Genomic DNA, 25744 nt, shown 5'->3' with positions numbered 1-25744 from the left:
AATTTTTATAGAATAAAATTCATACAAACTAAAAAATCAAAACTCCGAAGGAGTGACATTATCAAATCAATTGTAAAATTCCAGCGTGTTGAAATTTTGCCCTGTTCATTTGTTATTCACAATATCATCCCTTCAGGATTTTGTTTTTTCTTGTGCCTTCAATTTTATCTATCATAATTTCATCCATTCTGGATTTGATTTTCAATTAACGGAAATTAAATCAAACTCTTTTTTGGAGAATTTTCTCAACTCCGAAGGAGTTGAATTTGAATAGCCCCGCGTTGCACTCGGGTAATATCGTCAAAAAAAATTCCAACCCTGAAGGAGTTGAATCTTTAAAATTCTCCAATCTCAATTCTTCTTATAAATTCTGCATAATAATTCTAAACCTTGCCTTTTTCTTTATCGCTATAAATAAAAACGAAAAATTACTCACTCCAGATTTTAGGGTAAAAATTTAGAACTTTTTTCAATACGCAATTGTTATTTGAGCGAATTCTCCCACAAAAATTACATTGAATAAGGGAGGAATAATTAAATATATTAGAGATGAGAATAACAGAAACAAATTAAGGTTAAAAAATGAAAGACTTAAAAAACAGCTTACAACTCGAGCTAGTCGGTTTAGATGATCTAGATTTAAATGTTCACCCAAATACTCTTCGTAAATGGTACCAATTAATGCATCTTGGCCGTCTCCTGGATGAAAAAGCAGCAGTTTACCTAAGACAAAACAAGGGCTGGTCTTACCATGCACCTTTCGCAGGTCACGATGGTATTCAATTAATGTTAGGGTTAAGCTTTAGACAGAACAAAGATTTTCTTTTTCCATACTATCGTGATATGCTCACAGTTTTAGCTGCAGGTATTACTCCAGAAGAAATAATTCTTAATGGATTATCAAAAGCAACGGATGTTGCAAGCGGCGGCAGACATATGAGTAACCATTTCGCCAAACCTGAAATTAGAATTCAAAATGTATCAAGCTGCGTCGCCAACCATGCACTTCACGCAGTCGGAGTCGCAAGAGCGATAAAAACTTATGGCGGTGACGAAATCGCTTACTTCAGCTCTGGTGAAGCTTCAACAAGTGAAGGATATTTTTATGAAGCAGTCAACGGAGCAAATCGTGAACAGGTCCCTGTGATCTTTGTAATTCAAAATAACAGATATGGAATTTCGGTTCCTTTAACTGTTCAAACCGCAAATAGATATGTATCAGAAAATTTTGAAGGAATGAAAAACCTTAAACGAATTATTGTTGATGGAACCAATCCATTCGATTCCTGGAGAGGAATGCAGGAAGCAATTGACTACGTCCAGAGTGGTCGTGGACCTGCAATGGTTGAAGCCGATTGTGTTCGAATTCATGCCCATAGCAATTCAGATCGTCACGAATTATATCGTTCTAAAGAAGAATTGGAAGAAGCTAAAAAACTCGATCCCCTACCAAGATTCAGAAATTATTTAATTCTCAATAATATTCTTACAGAAAAAGAAATTCTCGAAATCGAAAGAGCTAATGAAATTGAAGTCGAAGAAGCAGCAAAAAGAGCTGAAGCTGCACCAGATCCAGATCCAAAAACAATTTTTGATTTTGTAGTTCCTAGAGAAATCGAATTCTGCCCTGTCCATGAATTGCAGGAAATGGAACAAATTCAGTACGATGACTCACTTCCAAAGATCACATTAAGAGAAGCAATTAACGAAACATTGAAGGAAGAATTTAGAAACAATCCAAACACTTTCCTTTGGGGACAGGATGTCGCTTCTAAGGATAAGGGCGGAGTGTTCAATGTTACAAAAGGAATGCTTCAAGAATTTGGTGAAAAAAGAGTATTTAACGCACCACTGGCTGAAGATTTTATCGTTGGAACAGCAGAAGGTTTCTCAAGATATCGTGATGATATCGTTGTAGTTGTTGAAGGTGCACAATTCGCAGATTATTTCTGGCCAGCAATGGAACAATTAATTGAGCTCTCACATGACTATTGGAGAAGTTATGGGAAATTTGTCCCGAATGTAGTTATTAGACTTGCATCAGGTGGTTATATTGGCGGTGGACTTTATCACTCACAAAATCTTGAAGCAGTCTTTACTTCCCTTCCAGGTTTAAGGGTGGTTGTTCCTTCGTTTGCGGATGATGCTGTTGGACTTTTAAGATGCGCAATGCGAAATCGAGGAGTTACTTTATATCTTGAACCAAAATTCTTATACAATCAACCATTTGCAGCCACACCAAGACCACCTAAAAATTATTGCTTCCCATTTGGTCGTGCACGAGTTAGAAGAGTCGGAAACGACTTATCAATTATCACTTATGGTACAACAGTTCATTGGTCATTAAGAGCTGCAAAGAGATTAAAAGAAGAGCATAATATTGATGTCGAAGTTCTTGATTTGAGAAGCTTAGCACCGCTTGATAAAACAGCAATTTTCCAGACTGTTAAAAAGACTGGAAAAGCTTTGGTCGTTCACGAAGATAAATTAACTGGTGGATTTGGCGGTGAAGTTGCAGCTCTAATTGCTGAATACGCATTCGAATATCTCGATGCACCTGTGATGAGAGTTGGTGGCAAAGATACACCAGTTGCTTTCTCAAAAATTCTGGAAAACGCAATTTTACCACAGGTTGATGATATCTATAATGCAGCGTTGAAATTAGCACAGTATTAAATTAAATCATAATCAAACTTGTATAAAAAAGCCACCATCATGGTGGCTTTTTTTTGTTTCAGAAATTAATATCCAAATAGAGAGCTAAACAGTATTTAATATCTATTACCTTGTCACTTATTTTATTAATAAAAGCTTTTTAGTTGCTTTATGTCTATTGATAGTTAATGTATAAAAATAGACACCTGAAGATAAATTATATTTATTAGCATCTAAAGTTTCGTAATAAGATCCGGGATTCCTTTCCTCATCTACGAGTGTAGCTAGATGACGACCGAGAATATCGTAAATAGCCAGCGACATCCGACCTCTTTCAGCTGATTGCCATCTTATTACAGTACTTGAATTAAAGGGATTGGGGAAATTTTGCTCTAACTTAAATTCTAAACGGTTATTTACATACTGGTCATTTTCTACCGAGGTTATAGTACCAAAATTCCTATTATATTCGTTAATAACAGAATTTACATATTCTCGAGCTATTGTAATAGAATTCATATCGTCATTTCCCCTTCCAACAGTATAACTCACTATTAAATCAACTGGCTCGTTGATTTTAAGTTGAAAAGGACCTGTATTCAACATTATTCTTTGATCACCGGCAAACGAATTAATCCACCCAAAATTTAATACCGGATCACCTGAATAAAGATATCTCGGATTAATTGAATTACAAATTACTCCACCTACTACAATACCATAAGACCAATTACATGGATTAATTAAATTGCCAGATTTAGTTAATGCTAAAATATAATTACGAGCCTCAAAACGAGATTGTGGATCGCTTAAATCAACCGGTTGAGATTGATAATAATGCATAAAAGAAGAAGGACGCAGGTTCTTATAACCAACAAAAACTTGTTTACCAAGTAGCATTCCACGATTATTATATGCTGTATCAGAATAATTTCCAGTAAATTTTTTTGGACCTTGGAGAAGTGTAATAAAAAATGCAGGGGGATTAAATCCATAATATGAATCAGACCCCTGGTTATATGCATATCCAGATTGTAATAGGGTATCACATCCAGCTAAATCATCATTATAGTCACCAATATCTGCATCAGCCCAAATAGAAAAATAGACACTATCCAAAACAGATGATATAGTTCCTTTATTTAAAATTGAATATCTTACAAGTATTGTATTCTCGAACCCTGTTTTATTTGACGCGAATACAGTTTGCCTTATTTCAATACCTTTAGGGGTTACATCACTAAAACGTCTATTATTTGCACTTATACCATCATTATAGACACACCATGCAGTTTCATCCCCTAAAATATCCGGCATATCTTCATTGGGGTCCCATCTTCCATTTCCATTTTTATCGATAGGGTTATAAATACCATCATTATCTCCATCATAAAAATAAGCTCCTGATGATACAGCATCTCTCCAATTTTGCCATGAATCACCAAAAGGTGGATCATCTTTTTTAATAAAATATAATTTGTTTTTTGGATCATTTGGATTTGAACCCACCGGACCAGATTGGTAGTCTAAAATTCTCGATGATGTAGCAACACCATTAGCCCACATTGTATCATTTGAATAACCTGAAAGCATAAAACCACTAGAGAATAAAATAGAATTCCCTTCAAAAAAAGCTCCTTCATTAAAAGTTAATTGCTTTTCTACGAAATTTGATTTATTATCAATATCCCTAACAATAATTGTTAAATTTAATGAAAAACGATCATCAGCAATCACTCCATTATTTCTTATTGGTATTTTAATGTTGTTGATAGTTATAGCATTTACAAATCTATATTTAATGCTATTTCCAAAAATATAATCACCAGCTAAACTATCGTTATGAAGACCATCATCGTAAAGATAAAAAATACCCATATTGGGAACTTCGACTTTAACTTCTTGAATCCCATTATCATCATATGTAAATACTTTTATTGATAAAGTTGATTTAGCTAAATCAATATTAGAAAATAAAACATTATATATAACTGGTGGTGGAAATGAATCATGAGATAGATTTAAGAAACCAGTAGCCAAATCTTTTTTGCGTAAACCTGAAAACCGTGTTGTAAAAAATGAGATCATTATTTCATTTTGAATTTGTTCAGCGCCCAATAAAATATCATCATCAACATATCTTGTAAATTGAAATGATGGTGACCAAGTAGTTCCACCATCTGAACTTAAAATATAATGAATATCGTACTGATAAATTCCATAAACTGGTAATGGTTTTTGTACCTGATAAATTAACCCAATAAAACCTTGTGTATCTAAAAAAAGCCTTGGTTTTTCTTCGTTTAACTCAGAGTTTAAAACATATATTGGTGTTGACCAATTATTTCCATTATCATAGCTATATGATATAAGAATATCCTGATTGCCAGATGAACTTTTCTGAAATACCGCAATTAATTTATTATCACCTGTAGATTTTATGGAAAAAGACTTAGCATTAACATTTGAAAGAAAAACAGTTGCGTTACCCCATGTATTACCATTATCATTACTTATTATATAATACAAATTACTTCCTTTTATAAAAGTAAGCCAAAGTACATTATCCTGTATTTGAGTTACCATTATTTCACTTATTGAAAGGTAAGTACCAACTATTAACTCATTAGACCAAGAATTGCCGCTGTCATCAGAATAAATCATTTTAATATTACTTCCTTGTAAAAAAACTATAATTAATCGACCTGTATTTGTTCTTAATGCAGAGAACTTAATACTACTCAACGAACTTATACTTTTAATTAAAATCGGTTCTGACCAATTCTGACCAAAATTCTCTGATTTTGATGAAAATATATTGTTATTTTTGACATAAATTAACATAATACTATTCTCTAGATTAACTAATTGAGCATCAACAATTGTAGTATCTGAAAATTGGAATTTAACTATATCGAATGTTTGGGAATTTAAAGTGGTTATTATAAGAAAATAAAAACAAAAAAAAGCAAGTATTAAAAACTTGCTTTTACTATAAATTAAAGATTTCATGTTAACCTCCTTTTTTATTAATTTCTACTAAAATTATCATTATGCTTTTAACCCGATATAAGGCTAAAAATAGAATTTCTTTTTTGCATGTATAGTTTGAAATAAAGACTGAACATTTAGTAGATTTCCTGTATGCAAAAGTTAAAATAGCTGATAAAAAGTATTAAAAATCTATATTAGTTTCAATAGCTGTTAAATTTTTTCCATATTTTTACTTTTGTTTTTGTTTCCTTTTTTACTTTGATAGGATTTGATGCCTTATAATAAAATTTCTCGGAATTTTTTTAATTAAATTAGTAGATTTTTATATTTTAAATTTGTATCATTAAAAAAATCAAATTTTAAACCAAGTGAGGTGTCTAATGAAAAATTTCTTTTTTCTTTTGTCATTCATTCTTTCAATAAATCTTTTCGCACAAGCAAAGTTGACTCCAAGGTTGGAGTACAAATTAAACAATATGTCAAACATCGAATATTTACGAGTTCTTTGTTTACTTAAAGATAGAGTGGACATAGAAGAGCTTGATAAATTTTTATATGATATAAAAGCAACTCCTCAGCAAAGAGCTTATATAGTAATTACAACCTTACAGGAAAAAGCAAATTCAACACAATCAAGATTAATTAATTATTTGAATGCGAAACTCAACTCAGGAGAAGTAAAACAATTTCAGAGTTTCTGGATTACAAACTTGATAATGGTCGAAGCAAATAAGAATGTGATCATGGACCTAGCCGGTAGTGAAGAAATTGAACTAATGGACTTTGATGCAATACTACAATTAGATCCTTATGTGAATGAAGGTCCAGCTCCAGAAAATACTGAAGGTTCTGAAATTGGATTAAGGGTGATTAATGCAGACAAATTATGGAAAATGGGAATTACAGGTGAAGGCAGACTTGTAATGAACATAGATACTGGAGTTGAAGGTTCACATCCAGCTCTTAATTCAAGATGGCGAGGAAATTTTGTTCCAGCAAATCAAGCATGGTTTGATCCTGAAACAAATACAACATTTCCAACTGACTGCGATGATCATGGAACTCACACAATGGGAATTATGACAGGCCGTGCCGGCACCGATACAATTGGAGTTGCACCAAACGCACAATGGATTGCAGCAAAAACAATTTGCTCATCTCCTCATACAAGTAAATCAATTGCTGCTTTTCAATGGGCAATGAACCCAGACGGAAATCCAAACACAATAACTGATATGCCCGATGTTATCAGCAATTCCTGGTATGATCCTGACGCAACAGATGAATGCACTGGAATTTACAAACAAACTTTCGATGCTCTTGAAGCTGCAGGAATAGCTATTGTATTTTCAGCGGGAAATAACGGTCCTGGTGCTTCAACAATCACCAAACCAAAAAATATAAATACAAACGAAGTTAATGTATTTGCAGTTGGAAATATTAATGGAAATACTTCAGGCTATCCAATCGCAAGCTCATCGAGTCGAGGACCTTCAACTTGCGGAGGAACAGGTTCATTATTAATTAAGCCTGAAGTGGTTGCACCTGGAACTTCCGTCCGTTCATCTGTTCGTGGTGGAGGTTATTCAACAATGTCAGGAACATCAATGGCTTCTCCGCATGTTGCTGGTGCAATTGCTTTATTAAAACAAGTTTTTCCCGACTTAACAGGTACACAATTAAAGTATGCACTTTACAATACTGCTGTTGATTTAGGTGACCCAGGTGAAGATAACACTTATGGTAAAGGATTGATTGATGTTTACGCTGCTTTCCTGTATCTGGCAAATCGTGATTCTGTCCCACCAACTCAAATCACTAACCTTCAAGTTTCTGAAATTGGTTCTAATCACATTAAACTAAGCTGGACAGCACCATTTGATAATTCGCCTGGTGGTGTTGTTGAATACGATATTCGATATTCTACATCTGGACCAATACTTGATACTGTTGCATTTAACAATGCGGTAAAAGTACTAAATACTCCAAATCCTGATAGTGCTGGAAGACCACAATCGATTTTAATAGATAAATTAGCTTTCAACACAACTTACTATTTCGCAATACGCTCAAGGGATGTCTGGAATAATTGGAGCCCAATATCAAACAACGTAAGCGGCACTACTCTTTCTAAACCTGTGATTTCTGTTAATCCAGATTCTTTAAACTTAATTAAACCAGCAAATATTACTTTCCAGGATTCTGTAAGAATATTTAATAACTCTTCTCAACCATCAACTCTTCAATTTAATGTTAGTCTTCAAAATCATACATTTCCAACAAAAAGTTTTATGATGTTTTTACAACCAGATATAAGTGAAGAAGCAAATGAAAATAAATTGATTAATAAATCTGGAAATGGTTTTTCAATACTTGGAAGCGGCGGACCTGATCAATTTGGTTATAGATGGAAAGATAGTCGAGAGCCAAATGGTCCAAGATTCTCCTGGTCAACAATTTCAGATTTAGGTACACCTATAACATTGACGGACGATTCATATTCAACTCAAACTTTAAATTTCCAATTTCCATTCTATGGGACAAATTATTCATCTGTCGAAGTTGTAAGTAATGGTTACTTAAGGTTCACAAATTTCTCTTCTACATATCCCACAAATGGAACTATTCCTTCAACTGCAGCGCCCAATAATGCAATCTATGGTTTCTGGGATGATTTAAATCCAGGTTCAGGAGGAAATGTATATGTTTACAAAACTGCAGATAAATTTATTGTAGAATTTAATAATGTTCCGAGATACAATGATGCAACAACTCGAGTAACATTTCAGATCGAAATTCAAAAAAGCGGGACAATCATATATCGTTATCTTAGAATGGTTGGAACACTTAACAGCGCAACAATTGGTATTGAAAATGCAACTGGTACCGATGGATTACTTATTGCGTACAATCAAACCTATGTGAGCGACAGTTTGTTGGTTAAAATTCAAAAAGAACCAGATTGGCTTTCAGTCAACAATGTTTCAGGAATTATTTCAAATGGAAATTCAATGTCAGTAAAACTTCTCTTTAATACCAATGAGCTTATTAATGGAAATTACAGAATGGAAATGAACATCGCTCACAACGATTCTGCAAAATCAAATTTAATTATCCCCATTAATCTTACCATCACCGATACAACATATTTGATAACTTCAACCATAAATGTTAACTCGGGATGGAATTTAATTTCTGTACCAATTCAAACTTTACAGGTTCGGAAAGACGAATTATTCCCCTCATCAAATTCATTTGCCTATGGTTACTCCACAAATTATGTGATTAAAGATACATTGCACCCTGGTTTTGGTTACTGGCTTAAATTCCCAACCGGTCAAAATATTCAGTTAATTGGCAATGGATTAACTACTCTTTCAGTCCCACTTAGAAACGGATGGAATTTGATTGGTTCATTAAACGGAAGCATTCCGGTAAGTTCTCTAATCACCAACCCACCAAATATTATTTCAGGCTATATTTACGGATACACAAATAATTATTTTGTCGCAAATACACTTGAAAAAGGTAAAGGTTATTGGGTAAAATCTACTGCGAACGGAACATTGACATTAAACTTGACCGGTGCAAAAATTTCTTCAATAGATAAAATTGATTTAGAAAAATTTAATTGGTCTGTTTTAGAATTTTCAAATGGCAAATCATCATCAAAACTTTATCTTGGTAAAACCGAGAAAAATTTGGAAACAGAACTTCCACCAATACCGCCATTTGGAAATTTTGATGTTAGATTTATAAATAATTCATTTGTAAGTGATTTGTCAGATGCAAATTTAATTTCAATAATAACCAACGATTTCCCAGTTTCAATCACACTAAGAAATTCAAATGGTAAATCATATCAAATTACTGATGCAATTAATCAGCAGTTATTCAACCAAATTTTAACTGAAGGAAAGACAATTACAATTGATAACCCACTAATTGACAAACTGCTTTTGAAAGAATGGAAAAATACTTTGAGTTATGAGCTAATGCAAAATTATCCTAATCCCTTTAATCCGAAGACAGTCATCCAATTCGTTATTCCTGAAAAAGTATTTGTTAACCTATCAGTTTATAATTCAATTGGTGAAAAAGTCGCAGAATTAATTAACAAAGAACTTGAAGCCGGAATTCACCAGGTTGACTTCGATGGTTCAACATTATCTTCTGGAATCTATTTCTACAAATTATCTGCTGGTAACTTCAATCAAATCAAAAAATTAACTTTGATTAAATAATTATTCTCAATCACACATCTTTAATAAAAGCCCCGAGAAAAAGCTCGGGGCTTAAAATTTTTTTAAAGTCTTCTAATCAAATGTTCCTTAAATTTGTAAAAAGAAATAAAGCAGTAAATAAAAAAATTTTGGATAAAAAAATGAAAAGAGTTGTATTTCTCACTTATATCTTTATTTTATTCTTCATCACAAACATTTCAGCTCAAAAACTTGAACAGCCCAAATTAGTCGTTGGTATCGTAGTTGACCAAATGCGATTTAATGATTTATATCGATATTATGATCTTTATTCAGAAAAAGGATTTAAAAAGTTAGTGAAGGAAGGTTCTAATTTTACTTATGCGCATTATAATTACATTCCAACCAATACCGGGCCGGGACACGCTTCTATTTATACAGGAACAACACCTTATTATCATGGAATTATTAATAATGATTTTTATGATAGAGCATCAAAGAAGACAATTTATTGCGTCAATGACCCTGATGTGATTTCAATAGGCTCAAATGATGATGAAGGCAAAAAATCACCTAAAAACTTGCTTGCAACGACAATCACCGATGCCTTGAAACTATTCACTAACAAACAATCAAAAGTAATTTCAATTTCCATTAAAGATCGAGGTGCAATTTTACCTGCCGGCTTTTTAGCTGACGGAGTATTCTGGTACAATAGCAAAACAGGAGATTTTATTTCTTCATCTTTTTATATGAAAGATTTACCTGAGTGGGTTAAAAATTTTAATAAACTCAAACTTGCTGATAAATATCTTTCTGGTGAATGGAATCTATTACTGGATAAGAAATTTTATGAAATTAATTCTCCCGATGAATCTCCTTATGAACCTGATTTTTTCAAAGAAGGAAAAACATCTTTCCCTCACTCGTTTAAGGATCTAAAAGATACTGAGAAATACAACGCTTTAGCTTTTACACCATTTGTACATGAAATTTTGGTTGAGCTTGCCAAATCCGCAATTAAGAATGAGAAACTAGGTAAAAATTCTGTCCCCGATTTTTTAGCTGTCAGCTTTTCATCAACTGATTTGATTGGTCACACCTGGGGAAATTACTCTTATGAATTGATGGATACTTATTTACGTTTGGATAGACAATTAGCTGATCTGATTGAATTCCTTGACAAAGAGATTGGACAAAAGAATTATATTTTATTTCTAACATCTGATCATGGTGCAGTTGAAACTCCAGCTTATTTAAGAGACAATAAAATCCCTTCAGGTGAACTTACAAACTCTAAAATTCTTGATTCATTAAAAGCATTTACTGCTCGCAAGTTCAAAACGGATAAGATTATTGAATTTTACTCTTATGGTTTTATTTATCTTGACCGAAATGAAATTGAGAAAAATGGTCTTGATTATTACAAAGTTGAAAAAGAGATTGAACTTTACTTAAGGAATGTTTTTCCAGAAATTCAAACAATCGCACGAAGAAGTGAACTTGAAAAATTATCAGCTGCGAGAGACAATGAAAATCTAATTTTAAATGGCTGGCATCCCGCGAAGTCAGCTGATCTAATTTTTACATTAAGACCAGGTTATATGTTTAGATTTCTTGAGAAGGGCACAACTCACGGAACACCCTATACTTTTGATACTCACATTCCACTAATTTTTTATGGATGGAAAATCCCATCACAAACAATAAACGAAAAAGTTTTTATTGTCGATATAGCTCCTACAATAGCTAATCTTTTAAAAATTGCAGAACCAAATGCTTGTATAGGTGTGCCTTTAATTAAGTAATGGATATTTCAATCTGTGTAAATCTGATTAAATCCGTGTTCATCCGTGTCCCATTTAAGCAGATTTTAATAGAACACAGATAAACACTGCTGGAACACAGATCTTCACAGATAAAAAATTCAAATCTGTGCAAATCCGTCTAAATCCGTGTTCATCCGTGTTCTATTTGGGATTTTAATATAAAACAGAACGTTCACACTTCGACAAGCTCAGTATGAAATTCCCTTCGACTGGGCTCAGGGTGAAATTCCCTTCGACAAACTCAGTCGGTTGTCTCGATACATCCCTCTTCATAGTCACCCTGAACTTGTTTCAGGGCTGAACTCGTTTCACTGTCACCCTGAACTTGTTTCAGGGCTGAACTTGTTTCACTGTCACCCTGAACTTGTTTCAGGGTCACCCTGAACTTGTTTCAGGGTCTTCTCTGTTAAAACATTAGATGCCGAAACAAGTTCGGCATGACTTTTAGAACTTTCAAAAAAATACAATTCATCAATTTCAATGTCACCCTGAACTTGTTTCAGGGTCTCTCTCGGTCAAAAAAATAGATACCGAAACAAGTTCGGCATGACAGATAAGGTTTTTCAACAAAATACGATTTGTCGTTGCATTCACTCGGGATTATTCGACAATCGATATACCACAAGATTTCATTCTTCGATAGATTCAGGATTATATATGACCTACCAAATTTTTTATCCGTCTAAATCTGTGTTCATCCGTTTCCCATTTTTATTTTCTTAATAGAACACAGATAAATACAGATAAAATCACAAATCTTCACAGATAAATTTTTCAATCTGTGCAAATCCTTATAAATCAGTGTTCATCCGTGTCCTATCTTAAACTTTAAAAAAATGGTATACGCAGATGTGCGCAGATTTTCACTGATAAAATTTGAAAACTTAAATCGATTAAGATTATAAGATTTACCTCTTAACTACCAGTCAATCTTAACTTTAGTCGTATCCACTTCAACTGGAGTATAATCACTTGATGTATGAATATCACAATAATCATAAGTAAATTTTGAATTTACCAGATCAGTAACTTTTTCTGGACAATAATCAGTCGCAAGCTTTGGATTTCCTGTTTGTAATGTCTGGGCACAAAATGTTTTGTATTCAATTCCTTCAGGTTCCTCAAAATCCATAAATGGTAAATTAATATTTCTGTCATTATAAACTTTTTGCATAAATCTTCCCCAGATTGGAGCAGCTGCTCTTGCTCCCTGCCCATACCATCCAGTAAACTTAGTATTTTGATCATCAAATCCAACCCAGACACCAGCACACAAGCTTGGAGTATATCCAACAAACCAGGCATCTGTAAAATCTTGAGTTGTACCCGTTTTGCCTGCAGCTGGAAGACTAAAAAATCTTCTAATACCGACAGCTGTTCCAAAATCAACAACTCCCCTCATCAACTCAGTCATCAAGTAAGCTGTCTGAGGTGAAATAGCAAAATTCATTTCCGATTTAAATTCTTCAATTAGAAGTCCATTCTTATCTTCTACTCGAATTATTCCAATTGGCTCGTTATGAATTCCACCATTTGCAAACGTCGAAAAAGCTGACGTTAATTCCAGCGGCGAAACTTCTGATGTGCCTAGTGCAATTGAATAGTATGGATTGATCTTGCTCTTTATACCGAGTTTCTTTGCGTAAATAGGAATTTCGTTTAATGGTGCAAGTCCTTCATAAATTAGTCTAACAGAAACAACATTTACTGATAATGCCAACGCTTTTCTTAGACTTAAATATCCACCATATTTCCCATCTGAATTTTTCGGTGAATAAACTTGATTGCCAGTTCTGATAGTTATAGGCTCATTTAAAATTTGACCAGCAATAGGAAAACCATTATCAACTGCAACGGTATAAACAATCGGTTTAAAAGCTGACCCTGGCTGTCTCTTGATTTGAGTCACGTGATTTAATCCATACATAAAGTTTAAATTTGAACCGCCAACCATAGCTTTAATATGTCCGTTTCTCGGATCTATCACAACAAAACCTACTTCGATCTTTAGTGCATCGTGTTTAACCGAATCAACAAAATGAGGATTATTCCTTAATCTAGTTTCAATAAATTTTTTCTCGTCTTCGCTTTCCGCTGAAATGTACTCGGGATTAGATTTAATTGCTTTTGTTAGGTAATACTCTAACTTATCTTTGTTCTTTTTCCAATCCCACGATTTTTCAAACAATGGTTGAAATTCTTTTAAGTGTTCCTGAACTGCTGCATTTGCATGTTTCTGCATATCATAATCAAGTGTTGTAAAAATATTCAATCCATCACGATATAAATCAACTTCATATTTTTCAGCTCTTTGAACAAGCTGCTGCCTGACATATTCAAGGAAGTGTGGTGCAATTGTCGAAGTAAATTCAGGGGCTTTCTTAAATTCAACTACTTCTTTTAATGCTTTGTTATATTCATTCTCTGTTATAAATCCCTGCTCTAACATAAGTTTTAAAATAAGTTTTGAGCGACCATAAGAATTCTCAGGTCTTCTAATAGGATCATAAAAAGTAGGATTTCTTAAAAGAGAAATCAATATGGTTGATTCTCGAAGAGTTAGTTGTTTAACCGTCTTTCCAAAATAATTTCTAGCAGCTGCCTCAATTCCATAATTTCCTCTTCCGAAGTAACTAATGTTTAAGTACATTTCAAGAATTTCATTTTTGGTGAATGTTCTTTCAAGTTGAACAGCCGTAATCATTTCCCTGAATTTTCTTAATGCAAGATCAAGAGCATTCTGTTCTTTCTCAACAAGCTTATATAAATTTCTTGCAAGCTGCTGTGTGATTGTACTTGCCCCGCCGCTTTTTCGAGATAATGTAATTACATTCAAGAAAATTGCTTTCGCAATTCTGTCAAGATCAATTCCCCAATGAGAGTAAAATTTTCTATCCTCTGTTGCAATTAATGCATTAATTAGATGTTTTGGAATTGAGTCAATCCCGACCTCAATTCTATTTTGAATATAAAATTGCCCAATTAATCTGCCGTCATAAGCATAAACATTAGAAGCGTAGTAAGGTCTTGGATTTTCAAGTTCTTCAAATGATGGCAGCCCGCTAAAAATGTAAACAACAAATGCAATAAAAAATATTATTGCTAAACCAAGTGTAATCAATATGCTCTTTTTATGCCTTTGATAAAATTTTCTATGCGTATTCTTTCTAAACTCTCCATTTTTTAGATATCTGTAAATTTCATCTCGTGAAATTTTTTTACCTGCCATTCCACTCACCGTTTAATTCATAGATATTTTATTTCAAAATTTTTCCCATCAAATAAGCCATAGGCTGGTTTAATTAACCAGCTTCCAAGATTAATATAATAACCTCCATCTATCACTTCGAATCTGAATTTATGAGAATGACCCATAACAACATAATCATAACCTTCATTTATTTTTTCCTTTGCATACTGAAACAAATAATCACTTTCACCATAATCTTTTTCATTTGTATAATGTCTCGATTTTCTCGAAAAATATCTTGCAAGTCCAATACCAACATTTGGATGCAGTTTTGAATAAAGTGATTGCAAGTTTTTATTTCTCACGATTGATTTTAAAATTTTATAACCTGTATCATTCCCAATCAAACCATCTCCATGAGCTAATAAAAATTTTTTACCAAGTATGACTTCACTGATTGGATTTTCACTCAATCTAATATTCAATTGTTTTTCAAATAAATCTCGGTGAGCAAAATCATGATTACCAATTAAATAAACAATCTTTACCCCCCTCTCTGAAATTTTTTCAAGACAGGTCAAAATGCGGTATGAATATTTCTGGATTACAGATTTATATTCAAACCAATAATCAAATAGATCACCTAAAATATAAAGCGAACCTTTATCCTGGCAGATTAAATTGCAGAGATTTTCAAACTTCTCAATCAATGGTTTTTCTCTTTCGTATTCATAAAAACCAAAATGTGTATCAGAAACAAAATAAACTTTGCTCAATTTTACCTCTAATTTTTATAGACCGCTTCTTTGAGAATTTTATTTTCAGGATCAACCAGAACCTGTTTTATTTTTTGTTGAGAAACAAAAGATAAAATCTGATGTCTTGTATTATTGAAAACATTAATAGTTCGCTCCGATCCATCTTCAAATATTAATTTTACCTCAAGATTTGCTTTGAAAATCATTTCAGGTTGAATTTGTTTTAAATCTACAATGCAAAAATAATCATTAAACTTTTTTTCTGAAGTAAATTTAATTTCATAATAGGGCTTATCAATTCTTGAAAATAACCATTGCCTGAAAAACCAATTGTAATCTTTTCCACTTACCTTATTAACGATGGAAATAAAATCTTCAGTTGATGCACTTGAATATTGAAATTTTTTCAAATACTCTTTTATAACCTTAAAGAACTTTTCATTACCAATTTCTGCCCTCAACATTTCCAGTATCCATGCACCTTTGTCGTAAACTGTTCTTGAGAAAACAAATCCATCGGTTTTATAGACACTTCCATAAAAATCTAAATTGGGTAAATCTACTTTAATAGGTTCATTTTCCTTTAAATAAGCAAGATTTTCAAAATAAGTTGCAAATCCTTCATTTAGCCAGATGTCTTTCCAGCTTTTGCATGTTACATAATTACCAAACCATTGATGAGCAAATTCGTGTGCCTGTAAACTGTATGCTGAATACAATCCTTTAAATGCATTTGTTGAAATTGTACTTCTCGTCTGGTGTTCCATACCGCCAAATTGCCAGCTGACTTCTACAATTCCATAAAGTTCTTTTATAAATGGATATTCACCCACAAATGGTTTTAATCGATTGTAGATAACCTTAATTAATTCAAGATCATCCTTTGCTCTACTGCAAGTTTCCTTGAAAACAAAATGTTCCAGATTTAATTTTTCTTCATTTTTGTTCCACGAAGCAAAATCTTTTATTATTTCATACTCACCGCCAGCGACAAACAATAAATAATGATTAATTGGGTAATTCGAAGCATAGACAAATTTTTTCCAGCCTTCTTTAATTTTGATCGTATCAATTAAAATTCCATTTGAGACTGCTTTAATATTTTTAGGAACGGTAATAGAAACTTTTGCGAGAAATTTTTCTGATGGATCTTCTTTGCAGATGTACCAATATTTTGCAAAGTTTGGTTCACTTAAAGTATAGAAGTGATTTCGAGATTTATCAAAAATAAAGCCTTTGTAAAATCTTTCTTCAAACTTAAAAGTGTAATGAATTTCGAGTTTTAGATTTTTAGAAGGATTTATGTTTTTAATGAATAGGAAATTGTTCTTCTGGAAAAATGGGATTAAATGTTTTTGATCTCGAATTATATTTTTTATCCTGATATTTCTGCCGCAATCAAATATCAGATAATTTGGAAAATTGTTATCAAATAGAGTGATATAAAGTTCTTCTATTCCGTTAACCTGTTCTTTTTCGTAATCAATGAATAAGTCTAGAAAGATTGAATCGATTGAATAAATGTTTTTAAGGTCATCATAAATTGTATCTATTTTAGTTTGAAAAATAAATGATTGAGATTGATCATAAATAAATCCAATAAAATCTTTTTTAATGAAGGGAAAATCATTCGATTTGAGAAGAAACGAGTAAAGGTTCAATAAAAAGATTAAATGAATAAAGCCTATGACAAATAATTTTTTCATCGAGTCAAAAATAAGATTTGGTAATGTATTTTCAATTAATGTTTTGCAAGATAAAGATTAACAAGTCGTCGTGAATAATTTTTGTTTCAAAGAAGAAGAAATTGAATTTGAATTTCAAAATTCTTTGAGGAAGATTATCACTAAAATATTGTGCACATAAAATTGTAATGAAACCTTCCAGGTTTCTTTTTATAATTTTTTCATAATCAAAATAAAATGTTATTTATCATCCATCCCGCTCTTCAGATTAGCCTTTAATTAAATTGATTGAAATAATTTATCAAAAACACACAACCACGAAGTGGTGAAATTATTATAGATAGAATGAAATGTACACAAGCACAAAAATCCAAACTCCGAAGGAGTGACATAACAAATTAATCGTAAATTTCTAACTATATGAAATTTTGATTATTCATTCGTTGCTCACAATGTCATCCCTTCGGGATTTATAATTTCCTATCCCAGCAACTTTTCCTATAATAATTTCATCCATTCTGGATTTAATTTTTTTATTGACAGATAAAATGATAAAAATTGTTCTAAAAACGTAAAATCCATTTCAATTAATCTCGCTACTTGGCTGTTGTTACTATCTTCTTTGGTTTAATCTGTTGGTAAATAATCAACCACGAAGTGGTGAAATTATTATAGAATGTAATGTACACAAGCACAATAATCCAAACTCCGAAGGAGTGACATTATAATTTTAATAATAAAATTCCAGCGTTATAAAATTTTGACCATCCATTCGTTATTCATAATGTAATCCCTTCAGGATTTTACTTTTTGTGTGTGTTTTATCCTTCCCTATAATAATTCCATCCATTCTGGATTTAATTTTTTATGTAGCAAAAAATTATTTTTAGTACAATTAGGTCGTTGCTACGCGACTTTAATTTGGGGGTTGTTAAAAATTCTCTCTACAAATAGATCGTTGCTACGTAACTTTAATTTTGGGATTGTTTAATATTTTTTCTACAAATAGGTCATCGCTTTGCGACATTATCTGGGAATTGATCAACATTTTTTCTATAAATAGATCGTTGCTATGCAATTTCACATTTTTCTAACTAAGCTTTTGTTGCTTCATCCAGATTATCATTTTGCGATTTTTTCAAAAAAAATCCTTTATAGATTTTTAGAAGATATTTTTTATTGTCTGTAGTTAAATTTTCGTTTTCAATGAATTTAAAAAAGCTTCGTAGAAGCGACCTATTTGTAGAAAAGACAAAAAAAAAATATTAAAGCTCCATCGGAGCGATCTATTTGTAGAATTAACCACGAAGTGGTGAAATTATTATAGAATTAAATTGACAGAACACGAAAACCAAAACTCCGAAGGAGTGACATTATCAAATCAATTTCAAAATTTTATCGTTCGAAAATTTTGCGATGTTCATTCATTGTTCACAATGTCATGCCGAACTTGTTTCGGCATCTAATATTTTAACAGAGGAGACCCTGAAACGAGTTCAGGGTGACAACGAAATTGACAAATTGTATTTTGTTGAAATACCGTAGCTGTCAAGCCGAACTTGTTTCGGCATCTAATATTTTAATAGAGGAGACCCTGAAACCAGTTCAGGGTGACATTGAAATAAGTTCAGGGTGATATTGAAGAGGGATGTATCGAGACAACCTTTGCGTATGTATTCCATCGGTCTTCTCAATACACTTCATTACTCTAAGACCGATGAACGCAGTGCCGGTTTTCGAGTAGAACCAGAACAATTGTGTTGTCTATTCAGATTTAGATATTTCAAAAAAATTTTCTTCGTTGTGATTAATGAAAAATTAACCACGAAGTGGTGTAATTATTATAGAATGAAATTCATACAAATAAAAAAATCAAAACTCCGAAGGAGTGACATTAAAAGATCAATAATAAATTCCAGCACTATGAAATCTTTTTCTGTTAAATTGTCGGTGATAATTACATCCCTTTCTGCGTCAATCCGCGCAATCTGCGTGAAAATTATTGGGTCTCGCAGATACCGCAGATTTTCGCAGATCTCTTTATCTTCGTCAATCCACGCAATCTGCGTTATACAACTTGGCTCACTGATTTTTTTATCTGCGTCAATCTGCGCAATCTGCGTGAGATAACTTAGCTCACTGATTTTTTTATCTGCGTCAATCTGCGTAATCTGTACGAAATATGATGTCTCGCAGATGTCGCAGATTTTCGCGGATCTTTATTTGCGTTAATCTGCAATTTATTGTAATTGAACCCTCTTGGGTTATTTAATTTTTTAACTTTACTTTTTTCCCAACACCATTATTGGATATTCACATTGAGCCCAAGCGGAATTCCTACAATTTTAATTTTCATTAAAATTCGGGATAATTCGTTTAATCTGTGATTGACGGATGTTTTTCTTCGTCTTCATTGAAAAGACTTCACAAACATTTTTCCAGACAATTTAAAACAAAAAAGGAACGGCTCTTAACCGTTCCTTCTTTGTTCATCACACAAAATTAGTTATCACTTAATTAATTGCATCTTCTTTACTACTCGCACATCCTTTGCCTGCAAAACTGAAATATAAATTCCACTTGCCAGCTGACTTCCATCAAAAATTGTCTCGTGAATTCCTTCTGGCATCCATTCATCAACAAGGACTTTCACTAACTGTCCCGTAATATCATAAATTGCCAGCTTGACATTTCCAGCCTCGGGCAATTCAAATCTAATTGTTGTCTGCGGATTAAACGGATTTGGATAATTCTTTACATCATAAACCTGCGGTTTACTTCCTGCAAACACCCTTACCTCACTTGAATATGAAACAGCACCGTCTACATCAATTTGTTTTAGTCTGTAAGCATAATAACCATACAATGCTTTGTTATCTATAAATGAATATTCTTTTGGAGAATTTGAATTTCCAGAACCTTTCACAAATCCAACTTTTTCCCACACTGATGGCTTATTTGTCCTTTCATCTATTTTGCTTCTTTCAATCTCCCAGCCATAGTTATTAACTTCTGTTGCAGTCTTCCAGACTAAATTCACATAATTGCTTTTTGATAATGCGTTGAAAAATGTCAATTCAACAGGAAGTGGTGCATCATTCCAAGAAGTTCCTATACGTAATGCATCTATATAAACATTTGGAGTTCCATTTGCTTGCCTTAAATAAAAACCATCTATGTATGAATCATTATTAGATGATGTGGATAAATCTGGAGTTGGTTCGGATCCTGATAAGTCTGGGTTTATCCAGATTTTGGCGATGTCATTTGATGTTCCAGATACAATTTCATAATATAAAACTACTAAATAGGTTTGATTTATATTTAATTTTGACGACCATCCAGCAACAGTATTTGAATTTTTAGATAAACCTAAATTAAAACCATCATTGTCATTATCAAGTCTAATCCATAACCTTGTTAAGAAAATATTGGTTCCGTTTCCAAGTGCGGCAAAATATGCACCAGAAGTAGTTAATCCAGTAAGATTCTCCACATTTACTAAAAATGATGCATATATTTTATCACCATTATTTGATAATTGAGAAATAGATAACTTACAATCATCAGCTCCGCCAGCACTTAACTTAACCCGCTTTCCTGTACTTGGCATTGGATATCCAGTATAAGTTAAATTACTGTCTACTACTAATAAATCATTTGAACTTCCACTTATTCTAGACCAATCATTACCAGCTGTTCTCAACTCTCCAAGACCATAATCAAAATGGTCGATGGTTGGCAAATTTCTTTGACTAAATAAAATCTTATTCAGAGAAAGAATGATCAGTAAAAAACATAAATATTTCATATTACCTCCTGGTTTTTTGTCTTAAATATTGTTAAATAAAATTACTATTAATAGAAAAATATAAAGATTAACCACAAAGTTAAAGACCCAGACCAGATAATAATTTTCTTTTGAAATTTTTAATGAGTCTTTATGCTGCATTAAAATTGAAATTTTTAATGTCTTCAGAAGGATTTTTAAGTCGTTAATAAAACTCAAGTTTGATTGATACTGTAAATCCTTTTTAATTAAATATTCAACTGAAAAGTTATCGTCTTTTGTAACCTGCCATAAACCCGTAACTCCTGGTTTTATATTTATATTTTCTCTTTTTTGATAAAGTTCAGGGTAGTAAAACTCAATCTGCTCAAGATCTCTAATTATTAAAGGGCGCGGTCCAACTAAACTCATCTCACCTTTTAGTACATTTAATAGCTGAGGTATTTCATCAAGTCCAGTTAATCTTAAGAATTTACCTGTTTTGGTTATTAAATGAGACAATTCTGGATGTGAAAGAATATTGGCAGAGTTGTAGATGTTTGGAGCTTCATTTTCAAGAAATGTCCGAAACTTATAGATCTTAATTTTCTTTTTATTTAATGATAATGCTCTTTCTTGTGAAATAATTGGGTTCTTTTTGGTTTCAATAAATATTAGTAAAGAAATTAAAATTACAAGTGGAAGAAGAAGGATTAAAATAATTAATGATAGAATTTTATCTAAATAATTTTTGATATAGCCTTGATACATCTTTAAAAATAATTTTCGATTTTTATATACATAAAAAAAATTTTAAAAGCAACATAACTTTTAAAGTCAAAATTTTTTTGAACTGGACAAAGAATTATATCATAAAGCACAAAAAATAATTATTATAAAATCAATGAAATTGGTTTTTACTGCAAAAGTACAATGGACAGCATCGAGTCATAAGGGCAATTCAATTAAATATGATCTGAGTATTTGAATGATTTAACTAAAATTATTTCCAGAATATTATTTTTAGAAGGTAAAAATTTAATATCAGAATAACTAAATAATAATCTATTTTTTAATTATTAATAAGCTCAAGTATCGAAAGGATCTATAACATCTTCGGAATCACACATTGACTTTTCTGAGTGATTTATAACCTGTACAGAATCACATTATTACTTTTCGGAAAGCTAAATATTCTCTTCGGAAAGATATATAACCTCTTTGGAATCATTAATAACCTTTTCGGAAAGATTTATAACCTATGCGGAAGCATATATTACCATTTCGGAATCATAAATTACCACTTCGGAATTATAAATAACCTCATCGGAATTATGTATGACCCTTTCGGAAATATATATTACCTCATCGGAATCGTAGATTACCTCTTCGGAATCATATATTACCTCTTCGGAATCATATATAACCTTTTCGGAATCATATATTACCTCTTCGGAAGGCTATATAACCGCCTCGGAATCAAATATTACCTTTTTGAAAGTATTTCCTGCATTTTCGGGAGGATTTATAATTATCTTTTACAAAAATTTAATTGTCTATCAGCAAATTTTTAATCATAACTAAAATTTTATTTTTTAAGGAGAAAATGGTTTAACTATTATGTGATGATTATAAATATTCCATAATGACTTAGCTTTAATAAGCATAAAATCAAAGAAATCAATCAAAAGCTTCAAGACACTCAAAATTTACAGAAATAATTTTTCCTTGAATTATTGGTTAATTAATTATGAAAAATTATAAATATTTCAAATCATAAAACCGGAATGTAAAGACTTATTTAATATGTTGAATCTAAATAAAAATTACTTTAACTTATCTTCAATTAAATTTATTTCAATGGAGGTAAATATGATTAAAAATACTTTATTTCTATTGCTTTTCCTTACTTCACAAATTTTTGGAACAACTACATCCACCACATCGAGAGCTTTAAGTATCGATGGTAATGTTACAGGACAAAAAGACGCAACAAACGGTACAAATGGCGCTTCCTGGGAAAGCAATGAATTACTCTCTGGTAAATCAGGTGTTAATTGGTTCTTAAGTTGGGATAATACTAACCTTTATATCGGCAGGGAGGGCGGAAATAATAGTGAACCTGTTCTAATCTATATACAGGCTCAATATTCTGGTTCGTCCTATACTGATAATTCAAGTGGAATTTATTATGATGGTACTAGAGGTGATTTCCCCACAAATGGGAGTCCTAATTGGGGTACTAATGGTGGCGTTAATTTCGTTGCTTACATAAAATCAAGTTATGATGAATTTAGAACCTGGAACGGTTCGAGCTGGTCAGATGCCAATATCTCCCTTAACCCACAATTTACCATTCAGGGTTCAACTCATAATATGGAAGTTAGTATTCCATGGAATTCGGTTACTCAAGGGAATGGGAGACCCAGTTATATCCGAATAGTTTTGTTTCATACAAACGGAAATAATGGAGGTTCCGGTGCCTATGTTTATGGAGCTACACCAAATAATTCAAATACCCCATCAGATGGCTATCAGACCGTTGCAACATTTAGAAGCTGGTGGGGTGGCTATTCTGTAGTCAGCGGAGTTGAACCAAATACTGGTTCAGATAACCCACTGCCTGTAGAAATGACAAAATTAAACATTATAAAATTTTCTGATTTTGTAATGCTTAAATGGTCAACCTCAACTGAAGTTAATAATTATGGCTGGGAAGTCGAGCGCAGCAAAATAGATAAATCAACAAATAAACCATCCATTTGGCAAAAAATTGGATTTGTAAAAGGTTCTGGCAATTCAAACTCTCCGAAAGAATACTCATTCATAGATAAAGATGCTCTTTATGGTGAATATGCATATAGACTTAAACAGATTGATATTGACGGCTCAACAAGTTTCAGTGAAGAGCTAAGAGTTTTTGTTGGTAATAGACCAGAAGTTTATGACTTGAAAGCCTATCCAAATCCATTCAACCCAACGACCACAATCAGATTTTCATTACCTGAAGCTGGGAACGTAAAAATAGATTTATATGATATTAATGGAAGATTAGTTAAAAATTTGATGGATACATATTTAGAACAAGGGATATATAATATAGAGCTTGATGGTTCTAATCTTTCGAGTGGAGTATACTTTATTAAGATGAGTGCTAATAATTTTAAATTTGAAAGAAAGGTGATATTAACTAAATGACATAAGCAAGGAGAATTAAAAATGAAAAATCTAATTTTATTTTTGATAGGATTTTTTCTTATCAATAGTAATTTAAAATCACAAACACAGGTTGGTACCGGCGCAATTGTACTTACTGGTTCTGGTGTATACGAACAAAACTTTGATTCTCTTGCCTCAAGTGGCACATAATCCACTTTACCTTATGGTTGGTACTTTATAGAGTCTGGTACAAATGCAAATACTCTCTATACAGCTGGTACAGGTTCATCTAATAGTGGGGATACCTATAGCTTTGGAAGTAGTGGTTCAAATGAAAGAGCATTTGGCGGTTTGCAAAGTGGTAATTTAATACCAACAATTGGAGCAAAATTTTATAATAATACGGGTTATACAATTACTCAGTTGCCCATTTCATATTTCGGTGAACAATGGAGATTAGGCACAATAGGAAGAGAAGATAGGCTTGATTTTCAATATAGTCTTGATGCAAATTCATTAAACTCCGGTACCTGGCAGGATGTTAATAATTTAGATTTTATTGCTCCTGTTCAAACAGAGTCTCCTGGGGCTAAAGATGGTAATTCTTCTTCGTATAGAACATCTATCAGCTTTACAATTACAGGTCTGAACATTCCAAATGGATCATATTTCTGGATTAGATGGACAGATTACAATGCCACAAGTTCTGATGATGGTCTTGCTATAGACGAATTCTCTATAGATCAATCAGCTTTACCCGTTACACTTGAGCAATTTACTTATTTTGTTAAGTCGCAAAATGTACATCTTTTTTGGAGAACCTCAACTGAAGTTAATAATTATGGTTGGGAAGTTGAACGTAGTAAAATTGATAAATCAACAAATAAACCAGCCGTATGGCAAAAAATTGGATTTGTAAAAGGTTCTGGCAATTCAAATTCACCAAAAGAATACTCATTCGTCGATAAAGATGCTCTATATGGAGAATATGCATACAGACTAAAACAAATTGATATTGATGGTACGACAAGTTTCAGTGAAGAGTTAAGGGTTTTTGTTGGAAATAAACCAGAGGTCTATGACTTGAAAGCCTATCCAAATCCATTCAACCCGGCAACTACCATAAGATTTTCATTACCTGAATCTGGGAATGTAAAACTTTCAATTTACGATGCTCTTGGCAGATTTGTAGAAACATTGGTAGATGACCAGCGAGACGCGGGTATTTATGAGTTTGAATACAATGCCTCAAAACTTTCAAGTGGAATTTACTTTACGATTTTACAGGTCAATAATATTCGTATTGTAAATAAACTTCAATTGATCAAGTAATCATTATTAGTCAAAACAAAAAAGCCGCTCTTGGAGCGGCTTTTTTTCTGCATCAATCTGCGTAATCTGCGTAAAAATTATTGTGTCTCGCAGATATCACAGATTTTCGCGGATCTTTTAATCTGCGTCATCCGCGCAATCTGCGTGAAAATTATTGTGTCTCACAGATAT

12 protein-coding genes are annotated in these 25744 nt (G+C 32.4%); 6 read left to right on the top strand and 6 right to left on the bottom strand.

Features of this window, described 5'->3' with window-relative positions; translation table 11 throughout:
* Positions 1–582 precede the first annotated feature (582 nt).
* Positions 583–2676: a 2-oxoisovalerate dehydrogenase gene (locus HPY57_00235; protein NPV10208.1), complete on the top strand. Its 2094-nt coding sequence runs from the start codon at positions 583–585 to the stop codon at positions 2674–2676.
* A gap of 117 nt (positions 2677–2793) precedes the next feature.
* Here the strand turns inward: HPY57_00235 and HPY57_00230 are convergent, their stop codons facing one another.
* A complete protein-coding gene (locus HPY57_00230; GenBank protein NPV10207.1) occupies positions 2794–5667 on the bottom strand; it encodes a T9SS type A sorting domain-containing protein in 2874 nt (957 codons plus the stop codon).
* A 362-nt stretch (positions 5668–6029) separates the two neighbouring features.
* Here HPY57_00230 and HPY57_00225 point away from each other — a divergent pair, with 362 nt between their 5' ends.
* Entirely contained in the window at positions 6030–9893 is a 3864-nt protein-coding gene (locus tag HPY57_00225) for a S8 family serine peptidase (protein NPV10206.1), read from the top strand.
* Between the two features lie 140 nt (positions 9894–10033).
* Complete coding sequence (locus HPY57_00220; GenBank protein NPV10205.1) at positions 10034–11659, top strand: alkaline phosphatase family protein; 1626 nt, start codon at positions 10034–10036, stop codon at positions 11657–11659.
* A 940-nt stretch (positions 11660–12599) separates the two neighbouring features.
* On the opposite strand, the gene HPY57_00215 is transcribed toward HPY57_00220, so the two are convergent.
* The 5 genes from HPY57_00215 to HPY57_00195 all read right to left on the bottom strand — a co-directional run bounded on the left by HPY57_00215 (position 12600) and on the right by HPY57_00195 (position 21853).
* Positions 12600–14909, bottom strand: a complete 2310-nt coding sequence (locus tag HPY57_00215; protein ID NPV10204.1) for a PBP1A family penicillin-binding protein — start codon at positions 14907–14909, stop codon at positions 12600–12602.
* A 17-nt stretch (positions 14910–14926) separates the two neighbouring features.
* Entirely contained in the window at positions 14927–15646 is a 720-nt protein-coding gene (locus HPY57_00210) for a UDP-2,3-diacylglucosamine diphosphatase (protein NPV10203.1), read from the bottom strand.
* Positions 15647–15654: 8 nt separating this feature from the next.
* On the bottom strand, positions 15655–17334 hold the full coding sequence (locus tag HPY57_00205) for a M1 family metallopeptidase (protein ID NPV10202.1): 1680 nt from the start codon (positions 17332–17334) through the stop codon (positions 15655–15657).
* A 2488-nt stretch (positions 17335–19822) separates the two neighbouring features.
* Positions 19823–21124: a T9SS type A sorting domain-containing protein gene (locus HPY57_00200; GenBank protein ID NPV10201.1), complete on the bottom strand. Its 1302-nt coding sequence runs from the start codon at positions 21122–21124 to the stop codon at positions 19823–19825.
* A gap of 21 nt (positions 21125–21145) precedes the next feature.
* Positions 21146–21853, bottom strand: coding sequence for a sugar transferase (locus HPY57_00195; protein NPV10200.1), 708 nt, complete (start codon positions 21851–21853; stop codon positions 21146–21148).
* Positions 21854–22954: 1101 nt separating this feature from the next.
* On the opposite strand from HPY57_00195, the gene HPY57_00190 reads away from it, so the two are divergent.
* The 3 genes from HPY57_00190 to HPY57_00180 all read left to right on the top strand — a co-directional run bounded on the left by HPY57_00190 (position 22955) and on the right by HPY57_00180 (position 25573).
* The gene (locus HPY57_00190; protein ID NPV10199.1) at positions 22955–24280 is read left to right on the top strand and encodes a T9SS type A sorting domain-containing protein; all 1326 of its coding nucleotides are present in this window, start codon (positions 22955–22957) and stop codon (positions 24278–24280) included.
* Positions 24281–24301: 21 nt separating this feature from the next.
* Complete coding sequence (locus HPY57_00185) at positions 24302–24451, top strand: hypothetical protein (protein ID NPV10198.1); 150 nt, start codon at positions 24302–24304, stop codon at positions 24449–24451.
* A 141-nt stretch (positions 24452–24592) separates the two neighbouring features.
* Positions 24593–25573, top strand: coding sequence for a T9SS type A sorting domain-containing protein (locus tag HPY57_00180; protein ID NPV10197.1), 981 nt, complete (start codon positions 24593–24595; stop codon positions 25571–25573).
* The last annotated feature ends 171 nt before the right edge of the window (positions 25574–25744 follow it).

The organism is Ignavibacteria bacterium (assembly GCA_013177855.1).
Lineage (GTDB): Bacteria > Bacteroidota > Ignavibacteria > Ch128b > Ch128b > Ch128b.
Note: the sequence above shows the minus strand (reverse complement) of the source record. Positions and strands in the feature narration are given on the sequence as shown.